This window comes from Gordonia sp. BP-119, from assembly GCF_016924115.1.
GTDB classification, from domain to species: Bacteria; Actinomycetota; Actinomycetes; order Mycobacteriales; family Mycobacteriaceae; genus Gordonia; species Gordonia hongkongensis.
This window is the reverse complement of the sequence record NZ_JAFFZF010000009.1, coordinates 37023-63092: the sequence shown is the minus strand read 5'-3', so window position 1 is coordinate 63092 and position 26070 is coordinate 37023. Positions and strand designations below refer to the sequence as shown.

Annotated in this window: 26 protein-coding genes; 11 read left to right on the top strand and 15 right to left on the bottom strand. The window is 68.2% G+C overall.

Going from position 1 to position 26070, the window contains the following annotated elements; genetic code table 11:
* Positions 1-75 precede the first annotated feature (75 nt).
* On the bottom strand, positions 76-558 hold the full coding sequence (locus JW364_RS07800) for a glutathione peroxidase (protein WP_137810230.1): 483 nt from the start codon (positions 556-558) through the stop codon (positions 76-78).
* A gap of 126 nt (positions 559-684) precedes the next feature.
* Here JW364_RS07800 and JW364_RS07795 point away from each other — a divergent pair, with 126 nt between their 5' ends.
* The gene (locus JW364_RS07795; RefSeq protein ID WP_165630582.1) at positions 685-1191 is read left to right on the top strand and encodes a MarR family winged helix-turn-helix transcriptional regulator; all 507 of its coding nucleotides are present in this window, start codon (positions 685-687) and stop codon (positions 1189-1191) included.
* 132 nt (positions 1192-1323) lie between these two features.
* Positions 1324-2871: a DHA2 family efflux MFS transporter permease subunit gene (locus JW364_RS07790; protein ID WP_165630583.1), complete on the top strand. Its 1548-nt coding sequence runs from the start codon at positions 1324-1326 to the stop codon at positions 2869-2871.
* A gap of 173 nt (positions 2872-3044) precedes the next feature.
* On the opposite strand, the gene JW364_RS07785 is transcribed toward JW364_RS07790, so the two are convergent.
* Positions 3045-5213 (bottom strand): S9 family peptidase, encoded by a 2169-nt coding sequence (locus JW364_RS07785; protein ID WP_165630584.1) that lies wholly within the window; start codon positions 5211-5213, stop codon positions 3045-3047.
* Positions 5213-6109 carry a phosphoribosylaminoimidazolesuccinocarboxamide synthase gene (locus JW364_RS07780; protein ID WP_205333415.1) on the bottom strand — a complete coding sequence of 299 codons (897 nt, stop codon included), beginning with the start codon at positions 6107-6109 and terminating at the stop codon, positions 5213-5215. Before JW364_RS07780 ends, JW364_RS07785 begins: the two co-directional genes overlap by 1 nt.
* Positions 6110-6198: 89 nt before the next feature.
* Here JW364_RS07780 and JW364_RS07775 point away from each other — a divergent pair, with 89 nt between their 5' ends.
* The gene (locus JW364_RS07775; protein WP_065629099.1) at positions 6199-6486 is read left to right on the top strand and encodes a SelT/SelW/SelH family protein; all 288 of its coding nucleotides are present in this window, start codon (positions 6199-6201) and stop codon (positions 6484-6486) included.
* A gap of 257 nt (positions 6487-6743) precedes the next feature.
* Here JW364_RS07775 and purB read toward each other — a convergent pair whose 3' ends face one another.
* From purB to JW364_RS07760, 3 genes are all read right to left on the bottom strand, one after another.
* Positions 6744-8171, bottom strand: a complete 1428-nt coding sequence (gene purB, locus JW364_RS07770; protein WP_058251227.1) for an adenylosuccinate lyase — start codon at positions 8169-8171, stop codon at positions 6744-6746.
* A 63-nt stretch (positions 8172-8234) separates the two neighbouring features.
* Entirely contained in the window at positions 8235-8636 is a 402-nt protein-coding gene (locus tag JW364_RS07765; RefSeq protein WP_205333414.1) for a hypothetical protein, read from the bottom strand.
* A gap of 99 nt (positions 8637-8735) precedes the next feature.
* Positions 8736-9329, bottom strand: coding sequence for a TetR/AcrR family transcriptional regulator (locus JW364_RS07760; protein ID WP_205333427.1), 594 nt, complete (start codon positions 9327-9329; stop codon positions 8736-8738).
* Between the two features lie 181 nt (positions 9330-9510).
* Between JW364_RS07760 and JW364_RS07755 the strand changes: the two genes are divergently transcribed.
* From JW364_RS07755 to JW364_RS07745, 3 genes are read left to right on the top strand one after another with little or no spacing between them, the layout of a single operon-like run.
* Positions 9511-10266: a DUF6882 domain-containing protein gene (locus JW364_RS07755; RefSeq protein ID WP_205333413.1), complete on the top strand. Its 756-nt coding sequence runs from the start codon at positions 9511-9513 to the stop codon at positions 10264-10266.
* 53 nt (positions 10267-10319) lie between these two features.
* Positions 10320-10895 (top strand): nucleoside deaminase, encoded by a 576-nt coding sequence (locus tag JW364_RS07750; RefSeq protein ID WP_240198813.1) that lies wholly within the window; start codon positions 10320-10322, stop codon positions 10893-10895.
* Positions 10892-11836 (top strand): alpha/beta hydrolase family protein, encoded by a 945-nt coding sequence (locus tag JW364_RS07745; RefSeq protein ID WP_159370077.1) that lies wholly within the window; start codon positions 10892-10894, stop codon positions 11834-11836. Before JW364_RS07750 ends, JW364_RS07745 begins: the two co-directional genes overlap by 4 nt.
* 74 nt (positions 11837-11910) lie before the next feature.
* Here JW364_RS07745 and purD read toward each other — a convergent pair whose 3' ends face one another.
* From purD to JW364_RS07730, 3 genes are read right to left on the bottom strand one after another with little or no spacing between them, the layout of a single operon-like run.
* Positions 11911-13164, bottom strand: a complete 1254-nt coding sequence (gene purD, locus JW364_RS07740; protein ID WP_203235892.1) for a phosphoribosylamine--glycine ligase — start codon at positions 13162-13164, stop codon at positions 11911-11913.
* Positions 13165-13218: 54 nt separating this feature from the next.
* Entirely contained in the window at positions 13219-15297 is a 2079-nt protein-coding gene (locus tag JW364_RS07735; RefSeq protein WP_205333412.1) for a glycosyltransferase family 39 protein, read from the bottom strand.
* Positions 15294-16559, bottom strand: coding sequence for a bifunctional glycosyltransferase family 2/GtrA family protein (locus JW364_RS07730; protein ID WP_159370074.1), 1266 nt, complete (start codon positions 16557-16559; stop codon positions 15294-15296). The genes JW364_RS07735 and JW364_RS07730 overlap by 4 nt, the downstream gene beginning before the upstream one ends.
* 137 nt (positions 16560-16696) lie before the next feature.
* Here JW364_RS07730 and JW364_RS07725 point away from each other — a divergent pair, with 137 nt between their 5' ends.
* Positions 16697-18817: an ATP-dependent DNA helicase RecQ gene (locus JW364_RS07725; RefSeq protein ID WP_205333411.1), complete on the top strand. Its 2121-nt coding sequence runs from the start codon at positions 16697-16699 to the stop codon at positions 18815-18817.
* A 91-nt stretch (positions 18818-18908) separates the two neighbouring features.
* Here the strand turns inward: JW364_RS07725 and JW364_RS07720 are convergent, their stop codons facing one another.
* On the bottom strand, positions 18909-19334 hold the full coding sequence (locus JW364_RS07720; protein WP_004020640.1) for an HIT family protein: 426 nt from the start codon (positions 19332-19334) through the stop codon (positions 18909-18911).
* Positions 19335-19534: 200 nt separating this feature from the next.
* Here JW364_RS07720 and JW364_RS07715 point away from each other — a divergent pair, with 200 nt between their 5' ends.
* Both JW364_RS07715 and JW364_RS07710 read left to right on the top strand, forming a co-directional pair.
* Entirely contained in the window at positions 19535-20530 is a 996-nt protein-coding gene (locus tag JW364_RS07715) for a DNA adenine methylase (protein ID WP_205333410.1), read from the top strand.
* 17 nt (positions 20531-20547) lie between these two features.
* Positions 20548-21387: a hypothetical protein gene (locus JW364_RS07710; protein ID WP_068972244.1), complete on the top strand. Its 840-nt coding sequence runs from the start codon at positions 20548-20550 to the stop codon at positions 21385-21387.
* Here JW364_RS07710 and JW364_RS07705 read toward each other — a convergent pair.
* The 4 genes from JW364_RS07705 to JW364_RS07690 all read right to left on the bottom strand — a co-directional run bounded on the left by JW364_RS07705 (position 21384) and on the right by JW364_RS07690 (position 24678).
* On the bottom strand, positions 21384-22868 hold the full coding sequence (locus JW364_RS07705; protein ID WP_374100801.1) for an ATP-binding protein: 1485 nt from the start codon (positions 22866-22868) through the stop codon (positions 21384-21386). The two genes, JW364_RS07710 and JW364_RS07705, sit on opposite strands and share 4 nt — an antisense overlap.
* Entirely contained in the window at positions 22852-23574 is a 723-nt protein-coding gene (locus JW364_RS07700) for a response regulator transcription factor (RefSeq protein ID WP_068972246.1), read from the bottom strand. Before JW364_RS07700 ends, JW364_RS07705 begins: the two co-directional genes overlap by 17 nt.
* 93 nt (positions 23575-23667) lie before the next feature.
* The gene (locus JW364_RS07695) at positions 23668-24354 is read right to left on the bottom strand and encodes a DUF899 family protein (RefSeq protein ID WP_205333409.1); all 687 of its coding nucleotides are present in this window, start codon (positions 24352-24354) and stop codon (positions 23668-23670) included.
* A 114-nt stretch (positions 24355-24468) separates the two neighbouring features.
* The gene (locus tag JW364_RS07690) at positions 24469-24678 is read right to left on the bottom strand and encodes a hypothetical protein (protein WP_058251239.1); all 210 of its coding nucleotides are present in this window, start codon (positions 24676-24678) and stop codon (positions 24469-24471) included.
* Between the two features lie 172 nt (positions 24679-24850).
* On the opposite strand from JW364_RS07690, the gene JW364_RS07685 reads away from it, so the two are divergent.
* Positions 24851-25090 carry a three-helix bundle dimerization domain-containing protein gene (locus JW364_RS07685; protein WP_058251240.1) on the top strand — a complete coding sequence of 80 codons (240 nt, stop codon included), beginning with the start codon at positions 24851-24853 and terminating at the stop codon, positions 25088-25090.
* Positions 25091-25118: 28 nt separating this feature from the next.
* Here JW364_RS07685 and JW364_RS07680 read toward each other — a convergent pair whose 3' ends face one another.
* On the bottom strand, positions 25119-25481 hold the full coding sequence (locus JW364_RS07680) for an Rv2640c family ArsR-like transcriptional regulator (protein ID WP_068972248.1): 363 nt from the start codon (positions 25479-25481) through the stop codon (positions 25119-25121).
* A 101-nt stretch (positions 25482-25582) separates the two neighbouring features.
* Here JW364_RS07680 and JW364_RS07675 point away from each other — a divergent pair, with 101 nt between their 5' ends.
* Entirely contained in the window at positions 25583-26068 is a 486-nt protein-coding gene (locus JW364_RS07675; protein ID WP_068972263.1) for an ArsI/CadI family heavy metal resistance metalloenzyme, read from the top strand.
* Positions 26069-26070: the final 2 nt, after the last annotated feature.

The following is a 26070-nucleotide window of genomic DNA, read 5'->3' as shown; positions in this document are numbered from 1 at the left end:
CTGGTCGGTTGTCGCCTGACCGGTGTTCTCCCGATCAGTTCACGCCGGTCAGCTTACCGGGTGCACCAAATCGGCTCAGAGCACGGATTCGATGGCGGCGACGACCGTCGGATCGGTCGGCTCGGTGCGCGGACGGAAGCGGTTGACCACCTCACCGTCGGCGTTGACGAGAAACTTCTCGAAGTTCCACTGGATGTCGCCGGCTTCCCCGTCGGCGTCGGCGTGCTGGGTGAGTTCGGCGTAGAGCGGGTGACGCGCCTCGCCGTTGACATCGGTCTTCTCCAGCAGCGGGAAGGTCACCCCGTAGGTCGCCGAGCAGAAGGTCGCGATCTCCTCGGCGGTACCCGGCTCCTGCCCCATGAACTGGTTGCAGGGGACCCCGACGACGGTGAGTCCCTTGTCTCCATACGTCTTGGCGAGTTCCTCCAGGCCGGCGTACTGCGGCGTGAGGCCGCACTTGCTGGCGACGTTCACCACGAGCAGCGGTCCGCCGAAGTCCTTCAGCGAGACGTCGGAGCCGTCCAGAGCGGTAACGGGGATGTCCTTGATGTTGGCCATGGCTGCCAGATTAGACGGCGCCCGCGCCGCCTTCGGGAGACCCGGGTCACAGGTGCCGCCACGGTATGCGCAAGGTCACCGTTAATTGCGTTTCGGCAATAGTTGCATTCGGGTTAGCATCTTTCGGTGTCCGGAGAATGCAGGTCGAACAGCGGCGCCGACGAGTCGGTGAACGCTGCGTCGTCGGCGCTCAACACCTTCCTCGAGCGGCTCCTCGATCTGAGCCGGCCCGAGGCGCTGGAGAGTCTGGCGGCAAGCGAGGTCACGTTCTCGCAGCTCCGGATCCTCTCCACGCTTGCATGTCAACCCGGGCCGATGCCGGTCAACGCGATCGCCGATCACGTTCAGCTGTCCCTCGCGGCCGCCGGCCGAACGGTGGACAAGCTGGTGACCGGAGGTCTCGTCGACCGTCGAGAGGACCCGTCCGACCGTCGGGTCAAGCGCATCTCCCTCACCGACGCGGGCCGGCGCTACCTCGAGACCCATCTGGCCGTGAAGCGCGGGACCATCCGGCACTTCGTCGCCAACCTGCCCGCAGACATGCGCGACAACCTCTGCGCGGCACTGCGTCCCATCGTCGACGACGGCGTCGACCATTTCTGTCTGCCCACCGACGGACGGCAGGCCTCGTGACTCCCCTCTCCTACCTCGTCGCTCCCTGATCTCTGACCACCGACCCTCACGGGTCGAACGAGCCCCACAGACTTCTCTGCCGCGGATGGCCGCGGCACGCCCATTTCTCGCCCGACCGATAGGAACACGCGAATGACCTCATCCACAGGTGGCCATCTGCACGACGGCCCACCCGACACCAAGCTGGACCGTCACGTCCTGCTGGTCGCGGGCGTGGTCGTGCTCGGCGCGATCATGTCGATCCTCGACGTCACCGTGGTGGCGGTCGCCCAGAACACCTTCCAGCAGGAGTTCGGCACCGACGCCGCGGGCGCCGCCTGGACCGCGACCGGCTACACCCTGGCACTGGCGGCGGTGATCCCGTTGTCGAGTTGGGCGGCATCGCGTTTCGGCACCAAGCGCGTCTACCTCGTCTCGCTGGTCCTGTTCACGGTGGGTTCGGTGTTGTGCGCGCTGGCGCCGAACATCGGCATGCTCGTGGCCTTCCGCGTCATCCAGGGACTCGGCGGCGGCATGCTGATGCCGATCGGCATGATGATGCTGACCAAGGCCGCCGGCCCCGAGCGCGTCGGTTCGGTCATGGCCGTTCTCGGTATCCCGATGCTCCTGGGTCCGATCTCGGGCCCGATCCTCGGCGGCGTCCTCATCGAGCAGCTGAGCTGGCACTGGATCTTCCTGATCAACGTCCCGATCGGCATCATCGCGCTGGTCTACTCGTGGATCGTCCTGCGCGACGACGCGGAGACCAGCCGCCCCTCGATCGACGTCGTCGGTCTGTTGCTCTTGTCGCCGGGTCTCGCGTTGTTCCTGTTCGGTATCTCCTCGAGCGCCGAGCACCGCACCTTCGTCACCGCATCGGTTCTGGTGCCGACCATCATCGGTGCACTGCTGATCGTGGCCTTCATCGTGCATGCCCTGCGCAAGAAGAACCCGCTGCTCGACCTGCGGCTCTTCGCGAACCGCACACTGAGCATCTCCGTCATCACGATGGTGCTGTTCATGGTCGCGTTCTTCGGTGCGGCGCTGCTGTTCCCGCAGTACTTCATCGGCGTGCGCGGCGAGTCCACGTTGACCGCCGGTCTGCTGCTGGCCCCGCAGGGCATCGGCGCCATGCTCACCATGCCGATCGCCGGCCGTCTCACCGACAAGATGGGTCCGGGCAAGTTCGTGCTCGCCGGCATCGTCCTGATCGTGCTGGGTCTGATTACGTTCATGTTCCTCGGCGCCGAGACCTCGTACTGGCTGATCTGCGGTTCGCTGTTCGTGCAGGGTCTCGGCATGGGCATGACGATGATGCCGATCATGTCCGCGGCTCTCGCGACACTCAGCAACCCGCAGGTCCCGGACGGTTCGACGCTGCTGAACGTCATCCAGCAGTCGGCCACGTCGATCGGTACGGCCGTCATCTCGGTGATCCTGGCCAGCAGTCTGGCGAGCCGACCCGAGGCGGGACTGGCGATCATGGCGAACACCTCCGACGATCCGCTGCCGCCGGGCGTGCCGAACCCGTTGCCGGAGTCGTTCTTCGAGACGGCCGCGGACGTGTTCTCGAGTACGTTCACCATCTCGGTGGTCCTGATCGTCCTCACCCTGATCCCCGCGTTCTTCCTGCCCCGCAAAAAGATCGCGTCGCCTCTCACCGAAGAGGACATGGACCGCGGTCCGATCATGATGCACTGATCATCTCTTGCTGATCGCAAACCAAAGCCCCACCGACTCCCGGGTCGGTGGGGCTTTGTGGTTTCGACAAGCTCAACCAGCGGAAGGTGAGCTCAACCAGCGGAAGGTGAGCTCAACCAGCGGAAGGTGAGCTCAACCAGCGGAAGGTGAGCTCAACCAGCGGAAGGGTGAGCTCAACCAGCGGGAGTATCGAGCGCGCCCGACTGCTGCAGGATCCACGCGATCTCGAACGCGACCTCTTCCCACTGCTTGTAGCGTCCGCTGACGCCGCCGTGGCCGGCGGACATCTCGGTCTTGAGCAGTACCGGGTTGTCCGAGGTGGTCTTCTCCTGCAGTCGCGCAACCCATTTCGCCGCCTCGGTGAACAGCACCCGGGTGTCGTTGAGCGAGGTCAAGGCGAGGATCGGCGGATACGGCTTCGCGTCGACGTTCTCGTACGGCGTGTAGGTCTTCATGTACTCGTAGACCTTCGGGTCGTGCAGCGGGTCACCCCACTCGTCCCACTCGATCACCGTGAGGGGCAACGACGGATCGAGGATCGAGTTCAGCGCGTCGACGAACGGCACCGACGCCAGCATCCCGTTGAACAACTCGGGCGCGAGGTTCGCGACCGCACCCATCAGCAAACCGCCCGCGGACCCGCCCTCCGCGACCATCTGCTGCGGTGTCGTCCACCCGGTGTCGACGAGATGCCGTCCCGCGGCCACGAAGTCGGTGAAGGTGTTCCGCTTGCTGAGTTCCTTGCCGTTCTCGTACCAGTAGCGCCCCATCTCCCCGCCACCGCGGATGTGCGCCAGGACGAAGACCATGCCGCGATCGAGCATCGACAGTCGCGCCACCGAGAAGTACGGGTCGATACTCGCCTCGTAGGAGCCGTAGCCGTAGAGGAGCAGGGGCGCCGGCTTGGCGGCGTCGGTTTCCTTGCGCCGCACCACCGACAGCGGGATCCGGGTGCCGTCCTCGGCGACGGCCCACTCCCGCGACTGCACGTAGTCGGCCGGGTCGTAACCGCCGAGCACCGGCTGCCGCTTGAGCAGGGTCCGCTCGCCGGAGGCGACGTCGAGCTCGAACAGTTCCGCCGGTTCGATGAAACTGCCATATCCGATGCGGAGCCTCGGGGCACGCCATTCCGGGTTGGCGCCGAGGCCCGCGGAGCCGAGTTCCTGGTCGAAGGTCACCTCGCGGAAATCCGATTCGACCGGGATGCCGTCGATCTGCCGCAGATCGGCGATCGCGAGACGCGGCAACGCATCTCGGCGGTAGGACAGGACCAGGTAGTCGGCGAAGGCGTCGAGGTCCTCGATCCGTCGCTGCGGGTCGTGCGCGATCAGCGGACGACGGTCCGACGGGTCGGCGACCGGCGCGAGGTCGATGGCGAAGTTCTCCGCCTTCTGCCCGTCGCGGACTTCGTTGTGCACGATGACCAGATAGTCCTCGCCGCCGATGACGGCGTGCTCGACGCTGTACTCGACCCCGTCGACCCGCGGTGTGACGCTGCGGAATTCACCCGTCGGATCGTCGGCGGCGAGCAGGTAGCTCTCCGAGGTGATCTTGGACCCGACGCCGATGACGAGGTACTTGTCGCTCCGGGTGGTGCCCATCCCGACCCAGAACCGCTCGTCGGGCTCGTGAAAGACCTTGACGTCGGCCGTCCCGGCACCGATGTCGTGACGCCACACCGTGTCCGGGCGCCAGGCGGCGTCGACCGTCGAGTAGAACACGTGCCGGGCGTCCGCCGACCACACCGCACCCCCCGAGGTGTCGCGAACCTCGTCGGGGAGGAGCTCCCCGGTGCGAAGGTCCTTGACGCGCAGGGTGTATCGCTCGTCCCCGACGATGTCGATGCTGTAGGCGAGCCAGTTGCCGTCGTCGCTGACGGTCAGCGCCCCGAGACTGAAGAAATCGTGACCCTCCGCCTCGACGTTGGCGTCGAGCAGGATCTCCTCGCCGGGCAGCGGGTCGTCGCCCACCTCTGGCGGGGTCCAGTCGTCCTCGGACCGGATCGGGCACCGGCACGACGTCGAGTACTGCTTGCCCTCATGGGTTCGCCCGTAGTACCAATGCCGCCCGCGCCGGTTGGGCACCGACATGTCGGTTTCCTTGGTGCGGCTCTTGATCTCACCGAAGATCTGCGTGCGCAGGTCCGCCAGCTGCGCGGTGTGTGATTCGGTGAAGGCGTTCTGCGCCTCCAGGTAGGCGATGACCTCCGGATCGTCCTTGTCGCGCAACCATTCGTAGTCGTCGACGAAGGTGTCGCCGTGGTGGGTGCGTTCGGTGGGCACCTTCTTGGCCACCGGCGCGGTGACCGGCGCTGCGTTCATGATGGTCTTCTCGTCGGTCATCAGATCACCTCTGCGTCGGGCCAGTCCGCGAAGGACTTTCGCGAGATCCATTCGTAGGCATCGATATAGCGCTGCCGCGTGCGGTCGACGACGTCGTCGGGCAACGGCGGCGGCGCGACATCGGAGGCCCGGTCCCACCCGGATTCGGCACCGGTGAGCCAGTTTCGCACGATCTGCTTGTCGAAGCTGGGCTGCACCTTGCCGGCCTCGTAGGTGGCGGCCTCCCAGTACCGCGACGAGTCGGGGGTGAGCACCTCATCGGCCAGGACGAGTTCACCGTCGGCCCCGCGGCCGAACTCGAATTTGGTGTCGGCCAGGATGATTCCGCGCTCGGCGGCGACGGCGGCGCCGCGGGCGTAGATGTCGAGGGTGGCCGATCGTAGCGCCTGCGCCAACTCCTCCCCCTCCTGCTCGACGACCCGCTCGAAACTGATGTTCTCGTCGTGCTCACCCTGCTCGGCCTTGGTGGCCGGCGTGAAGATCGGTTCGGGGAGCTTGCTCGCCTCCGCCAGTCCCGCCGGCAGTTCGACGCCGCACACCGACCCGGTCGCCTGGTAGTCGAGCAGGCCCGAGCCGGTCAGGTAGCCGCGGGCAACGCATTCGACCTGCACCATCGGCAGTCGACGGACCACCATCGACCGGCCTACGACCGACGCCGGGATCCGTTCGTCGGTGGGTCCGCCGGCCAGGTGGTTGGGCACGCCTAGCTCGTCGAACCAGTAGAAGCTCATCGCGGTCAGGATGCGCCCCTTGTCGGGGATCGCGGGACTGAGGATGTGGTCGTAGGCCGAGATCCGGTCGGACGCCACCAGCAGCAGGGTGTCGGCGTCGATCTCGTAGATCTCGCGGACCTTCCCCGACGCCAGATGACGGTAGGACTGCAGTTCAGGACGCATGGACTCGACCCTAGAGGGTGAGGTGACCCCGCGGGGCGGCAGGGACCACCCGTCCGGCCGTGGGCCCCGGGGTCTGCGATCCTGGACCGATGAGCGAGCCGCACATCACCATCACCTACTGCACGCAGTGCAACTGGCTGCTGCGAGCGTCCTGGATGGCCTCGGAACTGCTGAACACCTTCGGCACCGAGATCGGCTCGGTGACCCTCGTCCCTGGCACGGGCGGGGTGTTCGCCATCGACGTCGACGGCACCCAGATCTGGGAACGCAAGCGCGACGGCGGCTTCCCCGGTGCTCCCGAACTCAAGCGTCGCGTGCGCGACACCGCGCTCCCGGATTGGAACCTCGGGCACTCCGACGTCTCGACCCCCGAGTGACAGAGCCGACCTTCTGCTCCCTAATCCGAAAGGAGCGACCCCATTGCTCCCTGAGGTGTGAGGAGCGATAGCGACGAGCCACGAAGGGCCTGGTGAGACACGTTGCGGAGCCCTTCGTGGCTCGCTTCGCTCGCACCTCAGGGAGCAGATGGGGTCGCTTTCCTCGCACCTCAGGGAGCAGACGGGGTCGCGCTCCTCAGGGAGCAGGGGGTAGCAGGCACTCCGACGTCAGCGCGCCGGAGTGAGATGGCGGAGAGCTACAGAATCGGCGCCGGCGAGTAGCCCGCGGCGTCGGGGTACTGCCCGATGATCTTCTCCGCGGCCGCGATGACGTCGGCGACCTGCTGTTCGGCGGCACCGACGAAGGCCGTCTTGTCGGCCAGCAACGCGTCGAGCTGCGCGCGGTCGAGCGGGATGCGGTCGTCGGCGGCGAGCCGGTCGAGGAGGTCGGGTTCGCGTCCCTCCTCCCGCATGGCGAGCGCGACCGCGACCGCGTTCTCCTTGATCGCCTCGTGCGCGGTCTCCCGCCCGACGCCGGCGCGCACCGCGGCCATCAGGACCTTGGTGGTCGCGAGGAACGGCAGATAACGGTCGAGTTCGTTGGCGATCACGGCCGGGTAGGCACCGAACTCGTCGAGAACGGTCAAGAAGGTCTCCATCAGTCCGTCGATCGCGAAGAACGCGTCGGGCAGGGCCACACGACGGACGACCGAGCAGAAGACGTCGCCTTCGTTCCACTGCGCGCCCGCCAGTTCGGCGGCCATCGAGCCGTATCCGCGGAGTACGACCGCGAGCCCGTTGACGCGTTCGCAGCTGCGGGTGTTCATCTTGTGCGGCATCGCCGAGCTGCCGACCTGACCGGGCTGGAAGCCCTCGGTGACCAGCTCGTGGCCCGCCATCAGCCGGATGGTGTGGGCCAGCGACGACGGCGCGGCCGCCAGCTGCACGAGTGCCGACACCACGTCGTGGTCGAGCGACCGCGGATAGATCTGGCCGACCGAGGTGAACGAGCGGGCGAACCCGAGGTGATCGGCGACCCGGCCCTCGAGGTCGGCGAGCTTCACCGCGTCGCCGCCGAGCAGGTCGAGCATGTCCTGCGAGGTGCCCATCGGCCCCTTGATCCCGCGCAGCGGGTAGCGGTCGATGAGTTCGCGCAACCGGGTGAGCGCGATCATCAGCTCGTCGGCGGCCGAGGCGAACCGCTTGCCGAGCGTGGTGGCCTGGGCGGCGACGTTGTGACTGCGTCCGGCCATCACCGTCGACGAGTAGTCGGCGGCGCGTGCGACGATGCGCGCGAGCACTGCCACGCCGTGGGCGTGGACGTGTTCGAGCGAACGCAGGATCTGCAGCTGCTCGACGTTCTCGGTGAGGTCGCGGCTGGTCATGCCCTTGTGGATCTGCTCGTGGCCGGCCAGGGCGTTGAACTCCTCGATCCGGGCCTTCACATCGTGGCGGGTGACCCGTTCACGCTCGGCGATGGATGCGAGATCGACCTGGTCGACGACGCGCTCGTAGTCGGCGATGGCGTCGGCCGGTACGTCGATGCCGAGGTCGCGCTGCGCCTTGAGGACCGCGATCCACAGTCGCCGTTCGAGCTCGATCTTGGTGCTCGCCGACCACAGTTCGGCGAGATCGGCGGAGGCATAGCGGCTGGCCAGGACGTTGGCGATGACGGGCTTCGACACCCGGTCAGTGTAGGTCGCGGCCGTCGCGATCCTCAAAACCCGGAGAGGGCCGCGCACACACCGTCAGAACGCGATGCACGCCCCGTTGGACCCGTAACCCTGTCGCACGCGGACGAACGTCGGCGCCGACACCTTCCCGTTCTGCACGGCATACAGATACTTGTCACCGGTCCGGTGCGGCACCCAGGTGGTCGAGGCGAGCGCACCCTGCGGCAGGTCGCGTCCGACGAAGCGCGGCGGCAGACCCGCCTTGACCTCCAAGAACTCGACCCAGCCGGACGAGTTGACCGCCACGGTCAGCGGATAGGTGCAGCCGGTGCCGTAGACCGCCGAGGAGAACGGAACCGACGCATCGACCCGCCCGGCCGGCGCGGCCTGCGCTGTCGGGGCGACGAACGCCGTCGCTGCCATGACGGCCGCGCCGAGCGCGGCCCCGACTCCCACCATCCATCGTCTCGCTGACACGCGATCCCCTTCCCCGTCGGTGACCTGACGACCCATCGTGTCATCGCTGGGTCCACCGCGCGGTGAGTTCGCGAGGTTCGGCCCGGACACTCCGTCCGGTCACTCCCGTGGGGCGAGGACGTCGACGACGTTGAGCAGGGCGTCGCGCACCGCGTCGACCGGTCGTACGGCCGTCTGGGACAACGCTCCCACGATCGCTCCGTCCTCGATGCCGATCAGTTGTGCGATGTGCGCCGGATCGGCGACCCGGTGCGACTTCACCAGGACCTCGCAGTGATGGAACGCGAGCGATTGTCCCCGACTCGCGACGACCTCGCGCAGTAGCGGATACCGCGCCGCGAGCGCGATCATCTCGTACCGCGCGGACAGTTGCTGAAGGGTGGTGTCGGAACCGACGAAGACGTCGGCGAGGGCACCCGCCGTCGCCGTGCTGCCCCGGTGCCGGCGCGGAAGAGCGTTGCAGCGGGCGGCGACTGCGGTCTCGTCGTGCGCGCACAGATTGGCGGCGGCCTCGGCCATCAGGTCGTCGAGGGAACCGAAGTAGTAGGTGGTCGACGCCAGCGGTAGTTGCGCACGCTCGGCCACCGCGCGATGACGCACCGCATCGAAGCCTCCTTCGAGCAGCAACTCGCCGGCAGCCTCGATCAGTCGAGACCGCCGCCGCGCACCCTTCGGTGTCGCCGCCGAGGTCATCATGGGAGTCAATGCTGCCAAAGGGCCGGTACCGTCGTATCGCTTTCACCAAAGCGATACACGCCCAGGCGGATTCCCGTATAAGCCCGCTGACCTCGGCGAAATGCCCGACGGCGGTCGGCCGTCAGTCGGACGTCGGACAGAGGGGTACGACGACCATACCCGCGGTTACCGTGACCTCATGCAGTTCGACGGCCTCCATGCTGTCGCCGATTACGCGGCGCTCTACACCTGTCTGCGGCAGGTCGCGTTCGCCGACTTCCTGCGCGAACGGCTCGGTAGCTTCGAGTCGCGCTGCGACCCGGCGGAGCGGTCCGTCGTCTTCACCTCGACGGCCTCGTCCGACCCGGACGGGCAGCGCGACTGTGTCCGTTCACGTGCCACCCTGATCGCGGTCATCGAATCGGACGCGATCGTGTGGGGGTGGGCCCATCCCCGCGGCGAACCGGCGGGTCCAGCCGCCGCGCTGCGCGACGTCGGCGCCCGATTCGGCGTCGATGATTTCGCCGTTCCCCGGGTGTCGTTGCCGCCCAGCCTCTCTCGCGACCAGATCGCCGACTACCGGACACAGGCGATCGACATCGTGGCCGCGGCCGCGGTCGAGAGCACCGGGATCAGTCCGTACTGGACGGCACAGCACGACGACGGGGATCTCGCGGTGTACCTCCTCGACGACGTCGCGCTGCCCGAACCGACCTTCGCCGACTTCGCCACCACGATGCCGACGGTGATGAGATCACTTGCGGTCAACGATCATCGGGTGGCGATCCACGGGATGGCCGCCCGCCGCGGCTGGCACATCAGCTGGCGCACCGGCTCCGACGGCGGCCGGTCGCCGATCTGCGACGTCACCGACGGCGAGTCGGTGGCGCACGTCGAGTTCGACCGGCGCGCGCGGCCCGTCGACTTCAGCTGTGAACTCGTCGGGCAGGCCTGAGACACTCGCCGTTCGCCCCACGCCGGCGTGCGGAACCGTGCGACGATCGGGACATGTCCCCCGACAGTCACGAGGACCCAGACATCACCCATCTCCGGCAGGCGATCGACCTCGCCGCCCGGGCCCGGACGCGCGGCGACCACCCGTTCGGCTCACTGCTGCTGGCGCCGGACGGCAGCGTGGTCGCCGAAGCGATGAATTCCGTGGACACCGCGGGTGACCCGACCGGGCATGCCGAGACGAACGTCGTCCGCGCGGTCGGGCACCTCGATCTCGACACGCGCGCCGAGCTGACGCTGTACACCAGCACCGAGCCGTGCGCCATGTGCGCCGGCGCGATCTACTGGGCCGGGGTCGGGACGGTCGTCTACGCGCTCGGCGAGGACGACCTGCGGGAGATGACCGGCGACGATCCCGCCAATCCCACGCTGGCGATGCCGTGCCGACGGTCTTCGAGGCGGGCAGTCGGCCGATCGTGGTACGCGGTCCGTTCGCAATCGACGCCGCACACGAGGTCCACGCCGGTTTCTGGCAGCACAGCTGAGAGGAGATTCCTCACAACGGTGCGCGTCGGGAGCCATTCCGTTGCGGCGGGACGGGGGTCGGCCATTACCCTGTTGACTCGATGACCCGAGTGCCACCCCTCCCGAGCAATCCCGACGAACACGCCCGTGCGTTCGTCGGGCGTCGTGCTGTCCTGGCCGCCGGCCTCGGCGCCGCCGCCCTGGGGGTCGCCGCGTGCTCGGGGTCGACCCCGCCGACGTCCGTGGAGCCCCGCAAGCTCGAGGGTCGGGCCGACGACGAACTACCGGTCGAGGCGTCGCCGCCACCGGTCACCGGCGGCCCACCGCTGATCACCGGCAGCTTCCGCTCGGCGCGCATGGGCGGGCGCGACACCCGCTGGGCCGTCGCCCGGCCCAACGGGGTGACGGGCACCCTGCCCGTCGTCGTCGTGCTGCACGCGCTCAACACCAACGAGAAGTCGATCTTCGGGCCGAAGCTCGAGATGCAGTCGGTGATGCAGCAGTACGTCGACGCCGGGAACGCGCCGTTCGCGCTGGCCGCCGCCGACATCGGGCGCAACTACTACCACCGACGCACCGACGGCGCCGACGGGGGCGCGATGATCCTCGACGAGTTCCTGCCGATGCTCGCGAGCAATCCCGACCTGGACCTGTCCACCGAACGCATCGGCCTGTTCGGATGGTCGATGGGTGGGTACGGCGCGTTGCGCCTGGCGGCCATGCTGGGTTCGCCGCGGGTCGCCGCGGTCGCGGTCAGCTCCCCCGCGATGTGGGCCGACCCGCGCAATTTCCCGCCGCGCGCCTTCGACGGCCTCGCCGACTACCAGGCGAACTCGCTGTTCGGGGCCCAGCCGAAGTTCGCGAAGATCCCGCTGCTGATCAACATCGGCTCGAGCGACCAGTTCTACACCTACACGCGGCAGTGGGCCGCCGGACTCCGCCCGCCGGCGGCGTTCGGGACCGCGGCGGGTGGTCACACCAACCGCTACTGGCGCAGCGTCCTGCCCGAGCAAGTCGAGTTCCTCGGGCGGAACCTGGCGGTCTGAGTCGACCGTCGTTCCCTATTTCGTTCTCGCTCAACCGATTTCGGTGAGCGGGAACGGGGACGAGTGAGCGCGGCTCAGATGCTGATCCGGCCCTCGAGGGCGTTGCGGCCGATGTCGCGGCGGAAGTGCGAACCGGGAAGCTTGATGTTGGCGATCCGCGCGTAGGCCTGCTCACGAGCTTCGGCGAGATTGGCGCCGGTACCCACCACCGCGAGCACCCGCCCACCCGAGGAGACGACGGCGCCGTCGGCGTTGCGCGCGGTGCCGGCGTGCAGCACCCCGTCGGTGTCGGCACCGGTGATGAGGTCGCCGGTGCGCGGCTTGCCGGGGTAGTTCTCCGCGGCGACCACGACGGTGACCGCGGCCCCGTCGCGCCACTGCAGCGGCGGGAGGTCGGCGAGGGTGCCGGTGGCGGTCGCGTGCAGCGCCTGCCCGAGCGGCGATTCGAGCAGGGCCAGCACCGCCTGGGTCTCGGGATCGCCGAAGCGACAGTTGAATTCGACGACGGCGGGCCCGTCCGACCCGATCGCCAGGCCGGCGTACAGCAGGCCGGAGAACGGGATGCCGCGTCGAGCCATCTCGGCGGCAACGGGTTTGACGACCTCGTCGACGATGCGCGTGGTCATCTCGGCGGGCAGCCAGGGCAACGGCGTGTAGGCACCCATCCCGCCGGTGTTCGGTCCGGCGTCGTCGTCGCCGACGCGCTTGTGGTCCTGCGCGGGCAGCAGGGGCACCACGGTCTCACCGTCGACGAGGCAGAACAGCGACACCTCCGGCCCGTCGAGGAAGCTCTCCAGCAGGACGGGGTGGCCGCTCTCGAGGCACTCGGCCGCGTGATCGCGGGCGACGTCACGGTCCGCGGTGACGACGACGCCCTTGCCCGCGGCCAGACCGTCGTCCTTGACGACCCAGGTCGGGCCGAACCGGTCGAGTGCGGCGTCGAGCCGGGCGGGATTGTCGACAATCTCGGCGTGGGCGGTCGTGACCCCCGCGGCCTTCATGACGTCCTTCGCGAAGGCCTTCGACCCCTCGATCTGCGCGGCCTCGGCACTCGGACCGAAGGTCGCGATGCCGGCCGCGCGCAGGGCGTCGGCGACCCCGAGGACCAGGGGCACCTCGGGACCGATGACCACGAGGTCGGCGCCGATCTCGCGTGCCAGCGCGACGACCGCGTCGCCGGAGACGGCGTCGACGGGATGGTTCGTGGCGATCGACGAGGTGCCGGCGTTGCCCGGGGCGACGTGCAGGTCGGTGACCGCCGGATCGTTCGCCAGACCGATGAGGAGGGCATGTTCGCGGCCGCCCGAGCCGATCACGAGTACGCGCACGTCCATGACTCTAAACGCCGGTACCCGTGACCGCCCAAACGGTGTCGGCGCCGGTCAGCTCGTGGGCTGGGTGAGGTCGTACAGGGTCACGCCGTCGACGGTGACGGCGGTGAAGTTCTCCTGCACCCAGGTGCTGATCTGCGACGACGGTTGCGACGAGTTGCCGCCCATGCCGCCCCCCATACCGGGACCAGAACCGCCACCGATGAAGTAGTGGATCTTCTTCGCGGCCACGAGCTGCTGGAATTCGGCCAGGGTCGGCGACGGATCGCTGCCGTTGAATCCGCCGATCGGCATCACCGAGTGTCCGGTCTCGAGCTGGTAGCCCGACGCCGACATCGAGCCCACGGCAGCTGCGACCCACGTGTACTCGTCGGCGTCGGCGGTGAGCCTGTCCACGAGCGCCGCCGACGGCGTCGAACCACGGAGCAGTCCCCCGGCGGCTCCGTCGCCACCGCGACCGCCCCCATCCTGTTGACCCATACCGGGCATCCCCTGCCCGGGTGCTCCCAATCCCTGCGGTGGCATGCCGGGCATGCCCCGTCCGCCGGGACCACCCGGGCCACCTCGTCCACCCGGCCCACCGCCACCGGGACCGAATTCGCCCTCGACGCGCGGTCCGGCGGTGATGATGGATCCGCTCTTCTCGGTCGCGATGGTGTCGACGGTGTAGGCGACCGGCCCGGCCAGGCCCGCCATGATGGCCCCGATGAGCGCTGCGGCCGCGACGGTCCGACGCTGGGTGAAGACCATGGCCACCGCGGCGAGGAGTCCCACGACGAGGACCGCGTATCGCAGCCACGGCACGAAGTCGGGTGTGCGATCGAGCAGGACGAAGCCCCAGATCGCGGCGGCCGCGACGGAGATCCCGAGCGCGATCCGCACCCACAGCCGGTCCCGGTGCGACCAGCACACCGCCGCGCCGCCGGCGACGACCGCGGCGACCGCGGGAGCCAGTGCCGCCGTGTAGTACTGATGGAAGATCCCGGCCATGAAGCTGAAGACACCCATCGTGACCAGCAGCCACAGCGCCCAGACGACCAGATACGCACGGCGCGGGTCGGTTCGTCGGGCCCTGCCGATCAGTACGAGTGCCACGGCAGCGAGGATCAGGCCGGTCGGGATGAGCCAGGCGATCTGACCGCCCTGCGCGGGTTCGAACATCCGCAGCCAGCCGGTCTCGCCCCACGCGCCGCCCCCGCCTCCGGGGCCACCCGGTCCACCGCCCATGCCCTCCATCGCGTTTCCCCCACCACCGGGGACGACGGCGCCGGTCTCGTTGCCGTTGAGCCGGCCGAGGCCGTTGTAGCCGAGGGTCAACTCGAGGATCGAGTTGTTCTGCGAGCCACCGATGTACGGACGCGACGACGCGGGCCACAGCTCGACGGCGAGAATCCACCAGCCGGCGCTGACGATCATCGCGCCGAGCGCGGCGAACAGTTGTCCGATCCGGCGCAACCAACCACGCGGCCCGAAGGCGAGGTAGGTGACCGCCAGCGGCGGCACGATCAGCATGACCTGGAGTTGCTTGGTGAGGAAACCGAAGCCGACGAACACGCCGGTCAGAACCAGCCATCGCCACCGTCCGTCCTCGAGTCCCTTCATCATCGACCAGACCGCGGCGATCATCAGCAGGATGAGCAGCGCCTCGGGGTTGTCGAAGCGGAACATCATCGCCGCGACCGGTGTCACCGCGAGGGTCACCCCAGCGACGATGCCGGCCCAGTGGCCGAAGTACTTCCGGGTGATCACGTAGAGCAGCGCCACCGAGGCGACGCCCATCAGCGCCTCGGGCACCAGGATCGACCACGGGTTGACCCCGAAGATCCGGGCGCTGAGCCCCGGAATCCACAGGGAAGCAGGCGGTTTGTCGACCGTGATCGAGTTCGCCATGTCCGACGACCCGAAGAACCACGCCTTCCACGACTGGGAACCGGCCTGGATCGCAGCCGAGTAGAAGGAGTTGGCCCACCCGTTGATCGACAGATTCCACAGGTAGGCCACCGTGGTGCCGATCAGCAGCACCGCCAGCGAGAGACGTTCCCAGATGGCACTTTTCGCCGGTGAACGCGTTGCTTCTGAGGAGTCCGCGGGCGCCACCGAGCCCGACGGGGAGACGAGGGTGGTACTCATGCGGCAACCTCCGTGTGGTGAGCGGGCGCCTTGCGGAACACCCAGCGGAGACCGACGAACCGGGTGAGCGTCGCCACCAGGTTCGCGATCACCAGGATCATCAGTTCAATGTGTTTCGTCGCGTCGGGGGCGACGGTGTGGAGAACGAACAGCGCACCCGAGGTGACGACCCAGCCGAAGAGGAAGACGCCGAGGCCGAAGAGCTGGTGACGCAGGGCGTTGTCGCGTCCGCGGATGCCGAAGCTGAAGCGCCGGTTGGCGGCGGTGTTGAGGACCGCGGTGATCGCGAGCGCGACCACGTTGGAGACCTGGGCGCCCAAGAACGAGTGCAGCGCCAGGAACAGGACCGCGTAGGCCAGCGTCGAGGCCACGCCCACCACGCAGAAGCGGGCGAGCTGCCCGACCATGCCCGTCGGCACCCCGTCGAGCTGTGGTCCCGCGGCCCGGTCGCGGCCGATGGAGGCGCGCAGCTGGGCGATCGGCAACCGGCCCATGGCGAGTGCGAGGCCCACGCGCGCACAGCCTTTCAGATCCGCGATCGCGGTCGGCACGATGTCGACGGTGCTGTCGGGGTCGTCGACCCAGTCCACCGGCACCTCGGCGATGCGCAGACCGATCTGTTCGGCGAGGACCAAAAGCTCGGTGTCGAAGAACCAGCCGGTGTCGGCGACGAACGGCAGCAGTTCGCGGGCGATGTCGGTGCGCATGGCCTTGAATCCGCACTGCGCATCGGAGAACCGGGCGCCCATCGCAGTACGCAGCATAAGGTTGTACGAGCGGGAGATGAACTCGCGCTTGGGTCCTCGGACCACGCGTGCGGAGCGGTTGAGGCGCGTCCCGATCGCGATGTCGGAGTGCCGCGACACCAGCGGGGCGATGAGCGGCATCAGGGCGTTGAGGTCGGTCGAGAGGTCGACGTCGCAGTACGCGACGATCTCGGCGTCACTGTGCTGCCACACCGCGCTCAGCGCGCGTCCGCGGCCCTTCTGCTCGAGATGGACGACCCGAACGCCCTCGAGTTCACCGGCCAGTGCGACGGCGATCTCGAGGGTCTCGTCGGTGCTGGCATTGTCGGCGACGGTGATCCGCGACGCGTACGGCACATGCGCGCGCAGGTGGTCGGCCAGGCGTCGCACCGACGAGGCGATGTCGTCCTGTTCGTTGTAGACGGGGACCACGATGTCGAGTACTGGATTCGGCGTAGAGGTGTCGGCGACGGTGTACATCTGCGCCGGGGCGCCCGGCGGTGCTTCTGGGATCATGCGGACAACTCTCGATTCCCAGCCTCGCGTCACCCTGCATGTGAACTGCCAGGTTCCTGTGAACGCTTCGCCGGGTACACGCCGCGGTGTGGACGGACCGCGTCGGCGTGTCCGAGGGCGCCACTACATTGGGGCGCATGGCCGCAACCCTCGCCCCGGACCAGCTGACCGCCGCCAACCGTGTCATCACCAGCCTGGCCGGTGAGGGCGCCGCGCTGCGCGACGACCAGCTCCGGGCCGTGACCGCACTGGCCGGCCGGCCCGCCGATCCCACCGAGCGCGGCGCACGCGTGCTGGTCGTCCAGGCGACGGGGTGGGGCAAGTCGGCGGTCTACTGGTCGGCGACCGCGATCATCCGGGCGGGTGGCGGGGGGCCGACGCTCATCGTGTCGCCGCTGCTGTCGCTCATGCGCGACCAGGTCGCCGCCGCCGCTCGCGGTGGGTTGTCGGCGGCGACGCTCAACTCGTCCAATGTCGACGAGTGGTCCATGATCGAGGCACAGCTGCGCGCCGGCGACCTCGACGTCCTGCTCGTGTCGCCGGAGCGGCTCGCCAACCCGGGCTTCGGCCGCCGGGTCCTCGACGCCCTCGCCGGCAACCTGGGTCTGCTCGTCATCGACGAGGCGCATGCGGTCTCCGACTGGGGTCACGACTTCCGCCCCGACTACCGCCGTGTCGCCGACGTGCTACGCACCGTTAACCCGACGACGCCCGTCCTGGCCACCACCGCCACCGCCAACGCCCGTGTGACCGAGGACGTCGCTGCCCAGCTCGACGCCGGGGCCGGCGGTGAGCCCACCCTCGTCCTCCGCGGCCCGCTGGCGCGAAAGTCTCTGCACCTCAACGTCCTCGACGGCCTCTCCCCGGTCCAGCGGTACGGGTGGGTGGCCCAGGCGCTGCCGGCCCTGCCGGGGTCGGGCATCGTGTACGTGCTGACCGTCGCCGACGCCGACCGCCTGGTCGAGGCCATCCGGGCGGTCCACGGTGACTCCGTCGCGGTGGCGGCCTACACCGGCCAGCTCGACGCCGACCGCCGCCACGAACTCGAAGACGCGTTGCTGCGCAACGAGGTCAAGGCCCTCGTCGCGACGTCGGCGCTCGGAATGGGTTATGACAAACCCGATCTCGGATTCGTCGTGCATGTCGGGTCCCCGCCGTCGCCGGTCTCCTACTACCAGCAGGTCGGCCGTGCCGGACGCGCCCTCGACGACGCCGTCGTGATGCTCTTGGCGTCACAGACCGACGATCGGATCTGGGACCACTTCGCCACCGCGACGATCCCCGACCCGGACAAGATGCGAGATCTGCTCGGCGCGCTGGAGTCCGCGGACGAGCCGCAGTCGGTGGTGCAGCTCGAGGCTGCCACCCGATTCCGGCGCACCCGAATCGAATTGATGCTCAAGCAGCTGGCGGTCGACGGCGTCACCGACCGAACCCCAGGCGGGTGGGTTGTCACGGGCAAGCCCTGGACCTACGACGCCGAGCACTACGAGGGCATCCTCGCCGTGCGCCGTCGGGAGGCCGACATCATGCGCGCCTACATCGCGGGGCGCACCTGTTTGATGCGGCTGCTGACCGAATCACTCGACGACCCGCAGGCCGCGGACTGCGGTCGCTGCTCGGTCTGCCGGGGCGCCCTCAGCGAAGGACTCCCCGATTCGGTCGACGCCGAGATCGTCCGCACCGTGACCTCGACGCTGCGTCGCAAGGCCCAGACCCTGGACCCCCGCAAGATGTGGCCGGGCGGCGAATTCGGCCGTCGCGGAAGGATTCCCGCCGATCTCCTGGCCGAGCCAGGTCGTGTCCTGGCCCATGCCGACGCCCCGGAGTGGGTCGAGGTGCTGGCCGCGGCCCGCAACGGCGACGAGCGCGCGCTCGCCGAGTTGAGCGACGCCGCGGTTGCGACGCTGGCCGCGTGGGTGCGCGACACCGGTATCCGGGCCGACGTCATCGTGTCGCTCCGGCTGACCGGCACCGTCCTGGCCGAGACCCTGGCCGACCACCTGCGGAAGGTCGGGAAACGCGAGGGCGACAGCTTTTCCGTGCGCATGGGCGATCCGCCCACCGACGCGACCGGCGCGGTCGAGGCCGCGTACTGGCGCGACCACCTCGGCGACCCGCCCGACGTCGCGGGCCGCGCCGTGCTGCTCGTGGTCGACGCCAACGGCTCGGGCTGGCCGATCACCCTGGCCGCCGCCGCCCTCCGCGAGGCCGGCGCCACCGCGGTGCTACCGCTGCTGATCCACCGGACGGTGTGAGCCCTCCGCAAACCCACCCCTTTTCGGCATACCCAGCACCCTGACGAGGGGTGGGTTCGCCGAAAAGTGGTGGGTTTGCCGGACGGTCGGGTCAATCGGCGACGTACTCGCCGTACCCGAGCGACCGGAGGCTGGCGCGGATCTTCTCGGCCGCGGCGTCGAGGTCCTCGGGGCGGGCGTTCTTGTTCGCGTTCGCGAGGTCGAAGGTCTGCATCGAGAGCGCCGGGAACACGTGGACGTGCACGTGCGGGACTTCGAGGCCGGCGATGAGCAGGCCCATCCGCGGCGCGTCGAAGGCGTCCTTCACCGCGCGACCCACGTTCTGCGCGACGGCGCTCAGGTGCGCGAACGCGGCGGTGTCCATCTGCTCCCAGTGGTCGACCTCGGCGCGGGGAACCACCAGGACGTGACCGGGCGTGACCGGTTCGATCGTGAGGAACGCGACCGCCTCGCCGTCCTTCCAGACGAATCGACCCGGGAGATCGCCATTGATGATCATGCTGAAGACCGATGCCATGGGCCGAGTCTAGGTGTTGCGGGCGTCGCCACGGTGACGCTGCGGGCGACGGCGAGTGTTGTCCCGGGATGTCGGGGGTCCATGACATTCTTTTCGGTGTGAGTGGGCCAGAATCATCCCGGGCAGGACGCACGTCCCGAGCCGCCGTCGGATCCAGCGACGTCCTGGCCCGAGCCCAGCGATTCCCGCGTCTTCGGTACATGGGATCCAAGTACCGGCTGCTGCCCCACCTCGAACGCACCTTCGCCGAGGTCGGCGGGTCCACCGCGGTCGACGCGTTCTCCGGTTCGGGAGTCGTGTCCTACCTGCTGAAGGCGCAGGGCTTCGAAGTCGTCAGCAACGACTTCCTCAATTTCCCGCACATCATCACCCGGGCGTCGGTGGCCAACTCGAGTGTCCGGCTCGAACCCGAACTGATCGAGACCATCTGCGGTCCCCCCGCCGACGACCGCGACTACATCTCGCGGACCTTCGACGGGCTGTACTTCACCACCGAGGACCGTGCGTTCCTGGACTCCGCGTGGTCGCACATCGACGCACTGCGCGGTTATCGACGCGATCTCGCGATCGCTGCCCTCGTCCTCTCGGCCGCCCGCAAACAACCCCGTGGCGTGTTCACCTTCACCGACTCGACGCGTTACGCCGACGGTCGTCGCGACCTGACGATGTCGCTGCGCGACCACTTCCGTCTGCGGGCGGCCGCGGATTACAACGCCACCGTGTTCAGCAACGGACGCAACAACCGGAGCGTGCAGGGCGACATCTTCGACCTCGAATTACCCTGGGCAGCACCGGACCTCGTGTACCTCGATCCTCCGTACGCCCCGCCGACCGACGACAACGACTACATCAAGCGCTACCACTTCCTCGAAGGCCTGTCGGCCTACTGGCGCGGGATGAGCATCATGGAGAACACCAAGACCAAGAAGCTGCCGAAACGCTTCACGCCGTTCGCCTACAAGCGGACCATCGAGGACGCGCTGCTGCGTACCTTCGAGCATTTCGAGGACGCCGGCGCCATCGTGCTGTCGTACTCGTCGAATGCGTTGCCGGGCAAGGACCGAATCGTCGACCTGCTCGGGAAGGTCAAGCCGTCGGTGGAGGTCATCGCGATCGACCACAAGTACAGCTTCGGCACCCACGCGGCAGCGACCCGCCGCGACGTGAGCGAGTACCTGTTCATCGGCCGGGACTGAGCGGACGACTCTCCACGATGAGCACCGCGGGCGACTTCGACGATTATCTGCAATCGTTGGGACGGTTGACCTCTCACGTCGACCCGACCGCATCGACGCCGGAGGCCGAGCGGATAACCCAGGCCACGGCGCGTCTCGGTGAACTGCTCGACACCGACGTCGCGGGACTGGCGGCGTGGGTGCGCGACAACCCCACCGATGTCCCTGTACTGGGGCTCGCCGTCGGGCTGTCCCAGGAGAAGCTGAAGAACGCCCTACGCGACCGGTTCGACACCAGCGGCTGGCATGCATTGGCGCGCGCACAACCGGTCGAGCTGGTGACCTGGCTCGACACCGAGTTCGACCTGGTCCGCATGCTGCGCACCCAGCTGTCCCGCACGTTCACCTTCGCCGACATCCTCGTGGCCCGCGCCGGCACCCGCGCCACCGCCACTCGCGCGGGCGCGTCGGGCCGGCGTATCGAGGACGAGATCGAGGACATCGCCCGCGACATCGGCCTCGACTACGTCACCCGCTCGCGGTTCGCGGGACGCAACGGCCGGACCGCGCCCGCCGACCTCATCGTCGGCGACCCGTCGTCGGCCGACATCGTGGTGGCGGCCAAGGGTTTCGACTCGACCGGTTCCAAACTCACCGACGCGGTCCGTGAGATCGAGGAGATGGCCGAGGTGCGGTTGCCCACCCAGCTGGTACTCGCGGTGATCGACGGGATCGGCTGGAAGTCACGGCAATCCGACCTGCGCCGCATCCATCAGCTGTGGGCCAACCGGCAGATCGACGGCATGTACACGCTGGTCGGACTCGACCGGTTCCGCGACGACGTCACCGAGTTCGCGAAGCTGCGCCGGTTGATCTAATCGGCCTCCGCGAGCGGTAGGCGCACCCAGAACGTGGCTCCCGCACCGGGGCTCGTGTCCACACCGACGCGTCCGCCGTGCGCGGCCACCAGGGCCGCGACGATCGACAAGCCGAGACCGCTGCCGCCACCGGAGCCACGATGCCGGGAGGAGTCGCCGCGGTAGAAGCGCTCGAAGACGTGCTGGGCGTCCTCCGGCGTGAGTCCCTGCCCGGTGTCGGCGACGGTCAGCACCGCTTCGCCTGCACCGTCGTCGACGGCCACCCCGACCGTGATCGAGGCGTCCGGCGGGGTGTGGTTGACGGCGTTGCCGATGAGGTTGCGCAGCACCTGCACGAGGCGCGGCCCGTCGCCGAGGACGACCGGCGGACGGTCGCCCGGGACGACGTCGAGCCGGATCTCGCGCTCGGGGGCGGCGACACGGGCGCTCTGCACGGTATCGGCGGCCAGGCCGAGGAGATCGACGGGCGCCGAGTCGAGCGGCCGCTGCGCGTCGAGGCGCGCGAGCATCAGCAGATCCTCCACCAGCAGGTTCATCCGGCCGGCCTCGTCGTCGATGCGCCGCATCGCGTCGGTGACATCGGGAAGATCGGGGACGTCGGAGACGCCGCTGCGCGAATAGAGTTCGGCGAAGCCCTTGATGGACGTGAGCGGGGTCCGCAGTTCGTGGCTGGCGTCGGCGACGAAACGGCGCATCCGCTCCTCGGAGGCGCGGGCCTGCTGTTCGGACGCGGCGGTCGAGGCGAACGCATGCTGGATCTGGCCGAGCATCCGGTTCAGTGATTCCGACAGACTCCCGACCTCGGTGTTAAGCGGGGCCGACGGCACACGCCGCGTCAGGTTGCCCTCGGCGATCTCGTACGCGGTCTCCTCCACCCGGCGCAGCGGGCGCAGGCTGGTCCGCACCAGGACGTAGCTCAGCACACCGATGAGCAGCACCACGAGGGCACCGATCGCGATCTGCAACCAGATCAGCCTGCTCACCGTGTCGTCGATGTCGGACATCGGCGTGGCGACGACGGATCTGCCGAAGTCATTGCTGCGCTTGATGACCCGCCACTGCGGCCCGTCGGCGTCGACGGACGGGACAGTCTGCGGTCCGGCATTGTCGCCGCTCAGCGCGTCGAGATCGGGCGCGTCGTCGAACTGGTTGTAGACGTTGTCGGCCGAGACCCCGCCGGGACCGTAGACGATGGACTCGACATAGTAGGGTGACGGCGGCCGGCGGGGTCCGGGCGGACCGGGCCCGTCCCCCAGGAAACCCCGGGGCTCGGCCCAGGTGCGCACCGCGTTCTCGAGCCCGGCGTCGGCGCGGGAGATGAGGTCTTGGCGCATCGACGACGTCACCGCCACCCCGGAGGCGAGCAATCCGACGACAGCGAGCAACACGGTGAGGGCCACCAGCGAGATCCGCAGTGGCACACCACGCTTGCGCGCCTTCTGATCCGGTCCCGCCGCCGAGACCTCAGTCACGGGGCTCACGCATCACGTAGCCGACGCCGCGGAGGGTGTGGATGAGTCGCTTGTCCCCGGTGTCGAGCTTGCGCCGCAGGTACGACACATAGGATTCGACGACGTTCACCTCGCCGCCGAAGTCGTAGTTCCAGACATGGTCGAGGATGCGCGGCTTCGACAACACCGTGCCCGCGTTCACCATGAAATAGCGCAACAGCGTGAACTCTGTCGGCGAGAGGGCGACCAGTTCGCCCGCCTTATACACCTCGTGGGTCTCGTCGTCGAGTTCGATGTCGGCGAAGGTGATCTTCGACGACGCGCGCTTCTGGTCGTCGAAACCGCTGCGGCGCAGCAACACCTGTAGCCGGGCGACGACCTCTTCGAGACTGAAGGGTTTGGTGACGTAGTCGTCCCCGCCGATGGTGAGGCCGTTGATCTTGTCCTCCACCGTGTCGCGCGCCGACAGGAACAGGGCCGGCGCCTCGACCCCGTCGGCACGCAGCCGGCGCAGCAGTCCGAACCCGTCCATCCCCGGCATCATCACGTCGAGGACGAGGACGTCGGGTTTGGCGGTGCGGCATCGGTCGAGGGCCGCCGGACCGTCGGCGGCGGTCTCGACCTCGTAGCCCTGGAACTTCAGCGACACCGACAGCAATTGACGGATGTTCTCCTCGTCGTCGACCACGAGGACCTTCGCCCCGCGCGTGCTGTTCTGTTTCGCCACTTCACTCACACGACCAGAGTCCCAGCCGGCCCTGGAACCTCACTGTAGGCACGCTGGGAAATTCCTGTGAACGCTGACCAGCGGGTTCTGCGCGGCCGGGGGTCACGCGTCGGGGTCACCGTACGCAGCGGCCATCTCCTCCGAACCGCGCCAGCGCGAGTAGGTCGGGCCCTGCGGCCAGCCGTCCGGCGAAGCCTGCCACTCCTCCTGGCGTCCGTAGGGCAGGACGTCGAGGAGTCCGAAGGTGAATCCGAGTTGTTCCGTACCACGACCGGTCGAGTGCCAGGTGCGATACACGGTGTCACCGTCGCGGAGGAAGACGTTGAGGGCGAAGCCTTCGCCCGGGGCGGCGTCGACGTCTGCGGAGAAGGTCGTACCCGCCGACGAGTACCAGTCCATGCGGTTTCCGACGCGCCGCTTGTAGGCCAGGATCTCGTCCATCGGCCCGTGCGTGATGATGACGAACCGCGCGTCGTAGTCGGCGAGGTAGTCGAGCCGAGAGAACTGGGTGGTGAACCCGGTACAACCCGGGCACTGGAACCGGGCGCCGTCGGTCCACATGTGGTTGTAGACGATCAGCTGTGACCGTCCGTCGAAGACGTCGACGAGTCGAATCGGCCCGTCGGGCCCGGTGAGGACGTAATCGTCCATCTCGACCATCGGGAGTCGACGACGCTGCGCGGCGATGGCGTCGAGTTCGCGGGTCGCCGCCTTCTCGCGGCGCCGCAGGTCGGCCAGCGCCGCCGCCCAGGTGTCGCGGTCGGCGACGGGTGGGAATGCCGCGCTCATGACGATTCCTCTCGCATGACGGTGCCTTTCGCTCGGTGAATGTCGGTGGTGAGTACAGTCCACCGGGTCAGACCCGGTCCGACCCTCGAATTCATCGAAACGCGGGGCGCGCGGTCAGGCGGAGAGTTCGTATCTGTCCTGGAGGCGTCGTACGTGCTCGCGGACTTCGTAGAGTTCCCGACGCGCCGTGCGGAGGGCCTTCTCGCCCCCGGTTCCGTTCTGCAGCCTGTCCACGAGGGAATCCGCGACACGTTCGAGCTCCTCCATCAGCACGCGTGCCTGCGCCTGTGCGACGGGATCGACGGGACGGCCGGAACGAACCATGGCTGACATCGTAGGTTCTCGGATCGTTCACCGCCGACCCTCCCCGTCTCGCCCTGCGGGCAGTCGACTCACTCCCCGATCGAGGTGGAGCGCCGATAGCGGCGAGATGAACGGTGCGTGAACCCATTCGTCAGGAGAGACCGCTTCGTCGTGTTCGAACTAAATTGTGTCCATGGATGCGAATGACGAACTTCGTCAGATCAGCGAAGTGCAGCACCGGCTGATCGGCCTCTACTCGCACCGGTCACCGGACGACGTCGCCGCGGCTGTGGAAAAGGCGTACAAGCACTTCGACGGGACCGAGGTCCGCGACTTCGTACCTCTCCTGGTGGAACGCCGCGCGAACAAGGCACTCGGCGGCACCGACGTGATGGCCGACCCCGCCGCCGTCCCGCCGCATGTCGGTGAGTGACCCCTGACCAGTCGTAGGGCCCCCGCGTTCAGCAGCAGCCGGCGGTCGCGCTGAGAACGTTGCGCACGGCCTCCAGCGATTCTGGCCGGGCACGGTAGTAGACGTTCATGCCGCGACGCTCGGGCGCCACCATGCCGGCCTTTCGCAGCTGCCCCAGGTGATGGCTCGTCGTTGCTTCGGTGAGCCCGACCGCGGTCGCGAGGTCGCAGGTGCAGATCCCGTCACCGCCGTCGGCGAGAAGGATCGAGACCAGCCTGATCCGCACCGGATCGGCAAGAGCCTTGAGCCGCAACGCGATCTCGAGAGCCGTGGCGTCGTCGAGTGGCGCTGCCGACACGGGCGCACAGCAGATAGGTGCGCTGATGTCGACCATCGGCAAAGTCTTGGGCATGGTCCGACCCTACCCCCACTATTGACATATGTCGAAAAGGTGGCATTCTGCAAAAACGTCATTATTCGACATATGTCTCACAGGTGAAGGTGGTTCCCCTCATGTCCCGCATGCAACTCGCACTCAATGTCGATGACCTCGATACCGCGATCGAGTTCTACTCCAAGCTGTTCGACACCCCGCCGGCCAAGCGAAAGCCCGGATACGCGAACTTTGCGATCGTCGAACCCCCGCTGAAATTGGTGCTCCTCGAGAATCCGGGTCAGGGAGGCACGATCAACCATCTCGGGGTGGAGGTCGAATCGAGCGAGACGGTGCATGCCGAGATTGCCCGACTGTCCGGCGAGGGCCTGTTCACGCAGGAGGAGATCAACTCCGCCTGTTGTTTTGCAACGCAAGACAAGGTGTGGGTCACCGGTCCGAGCGAGGAAAAGTGGGAGATCTACACCGTGCTCGCGGACTCCGACACCTTCGGAACCAGCCCGAAGCTGTTGGCCGAGAGCGGTGTCGACGAATCCGCCGAGGGGTCGGTGTGCTGCGGCGGTAGCGCCACCGACCCCGCCGACGCTCGCACAGCCTGCTGCTGACC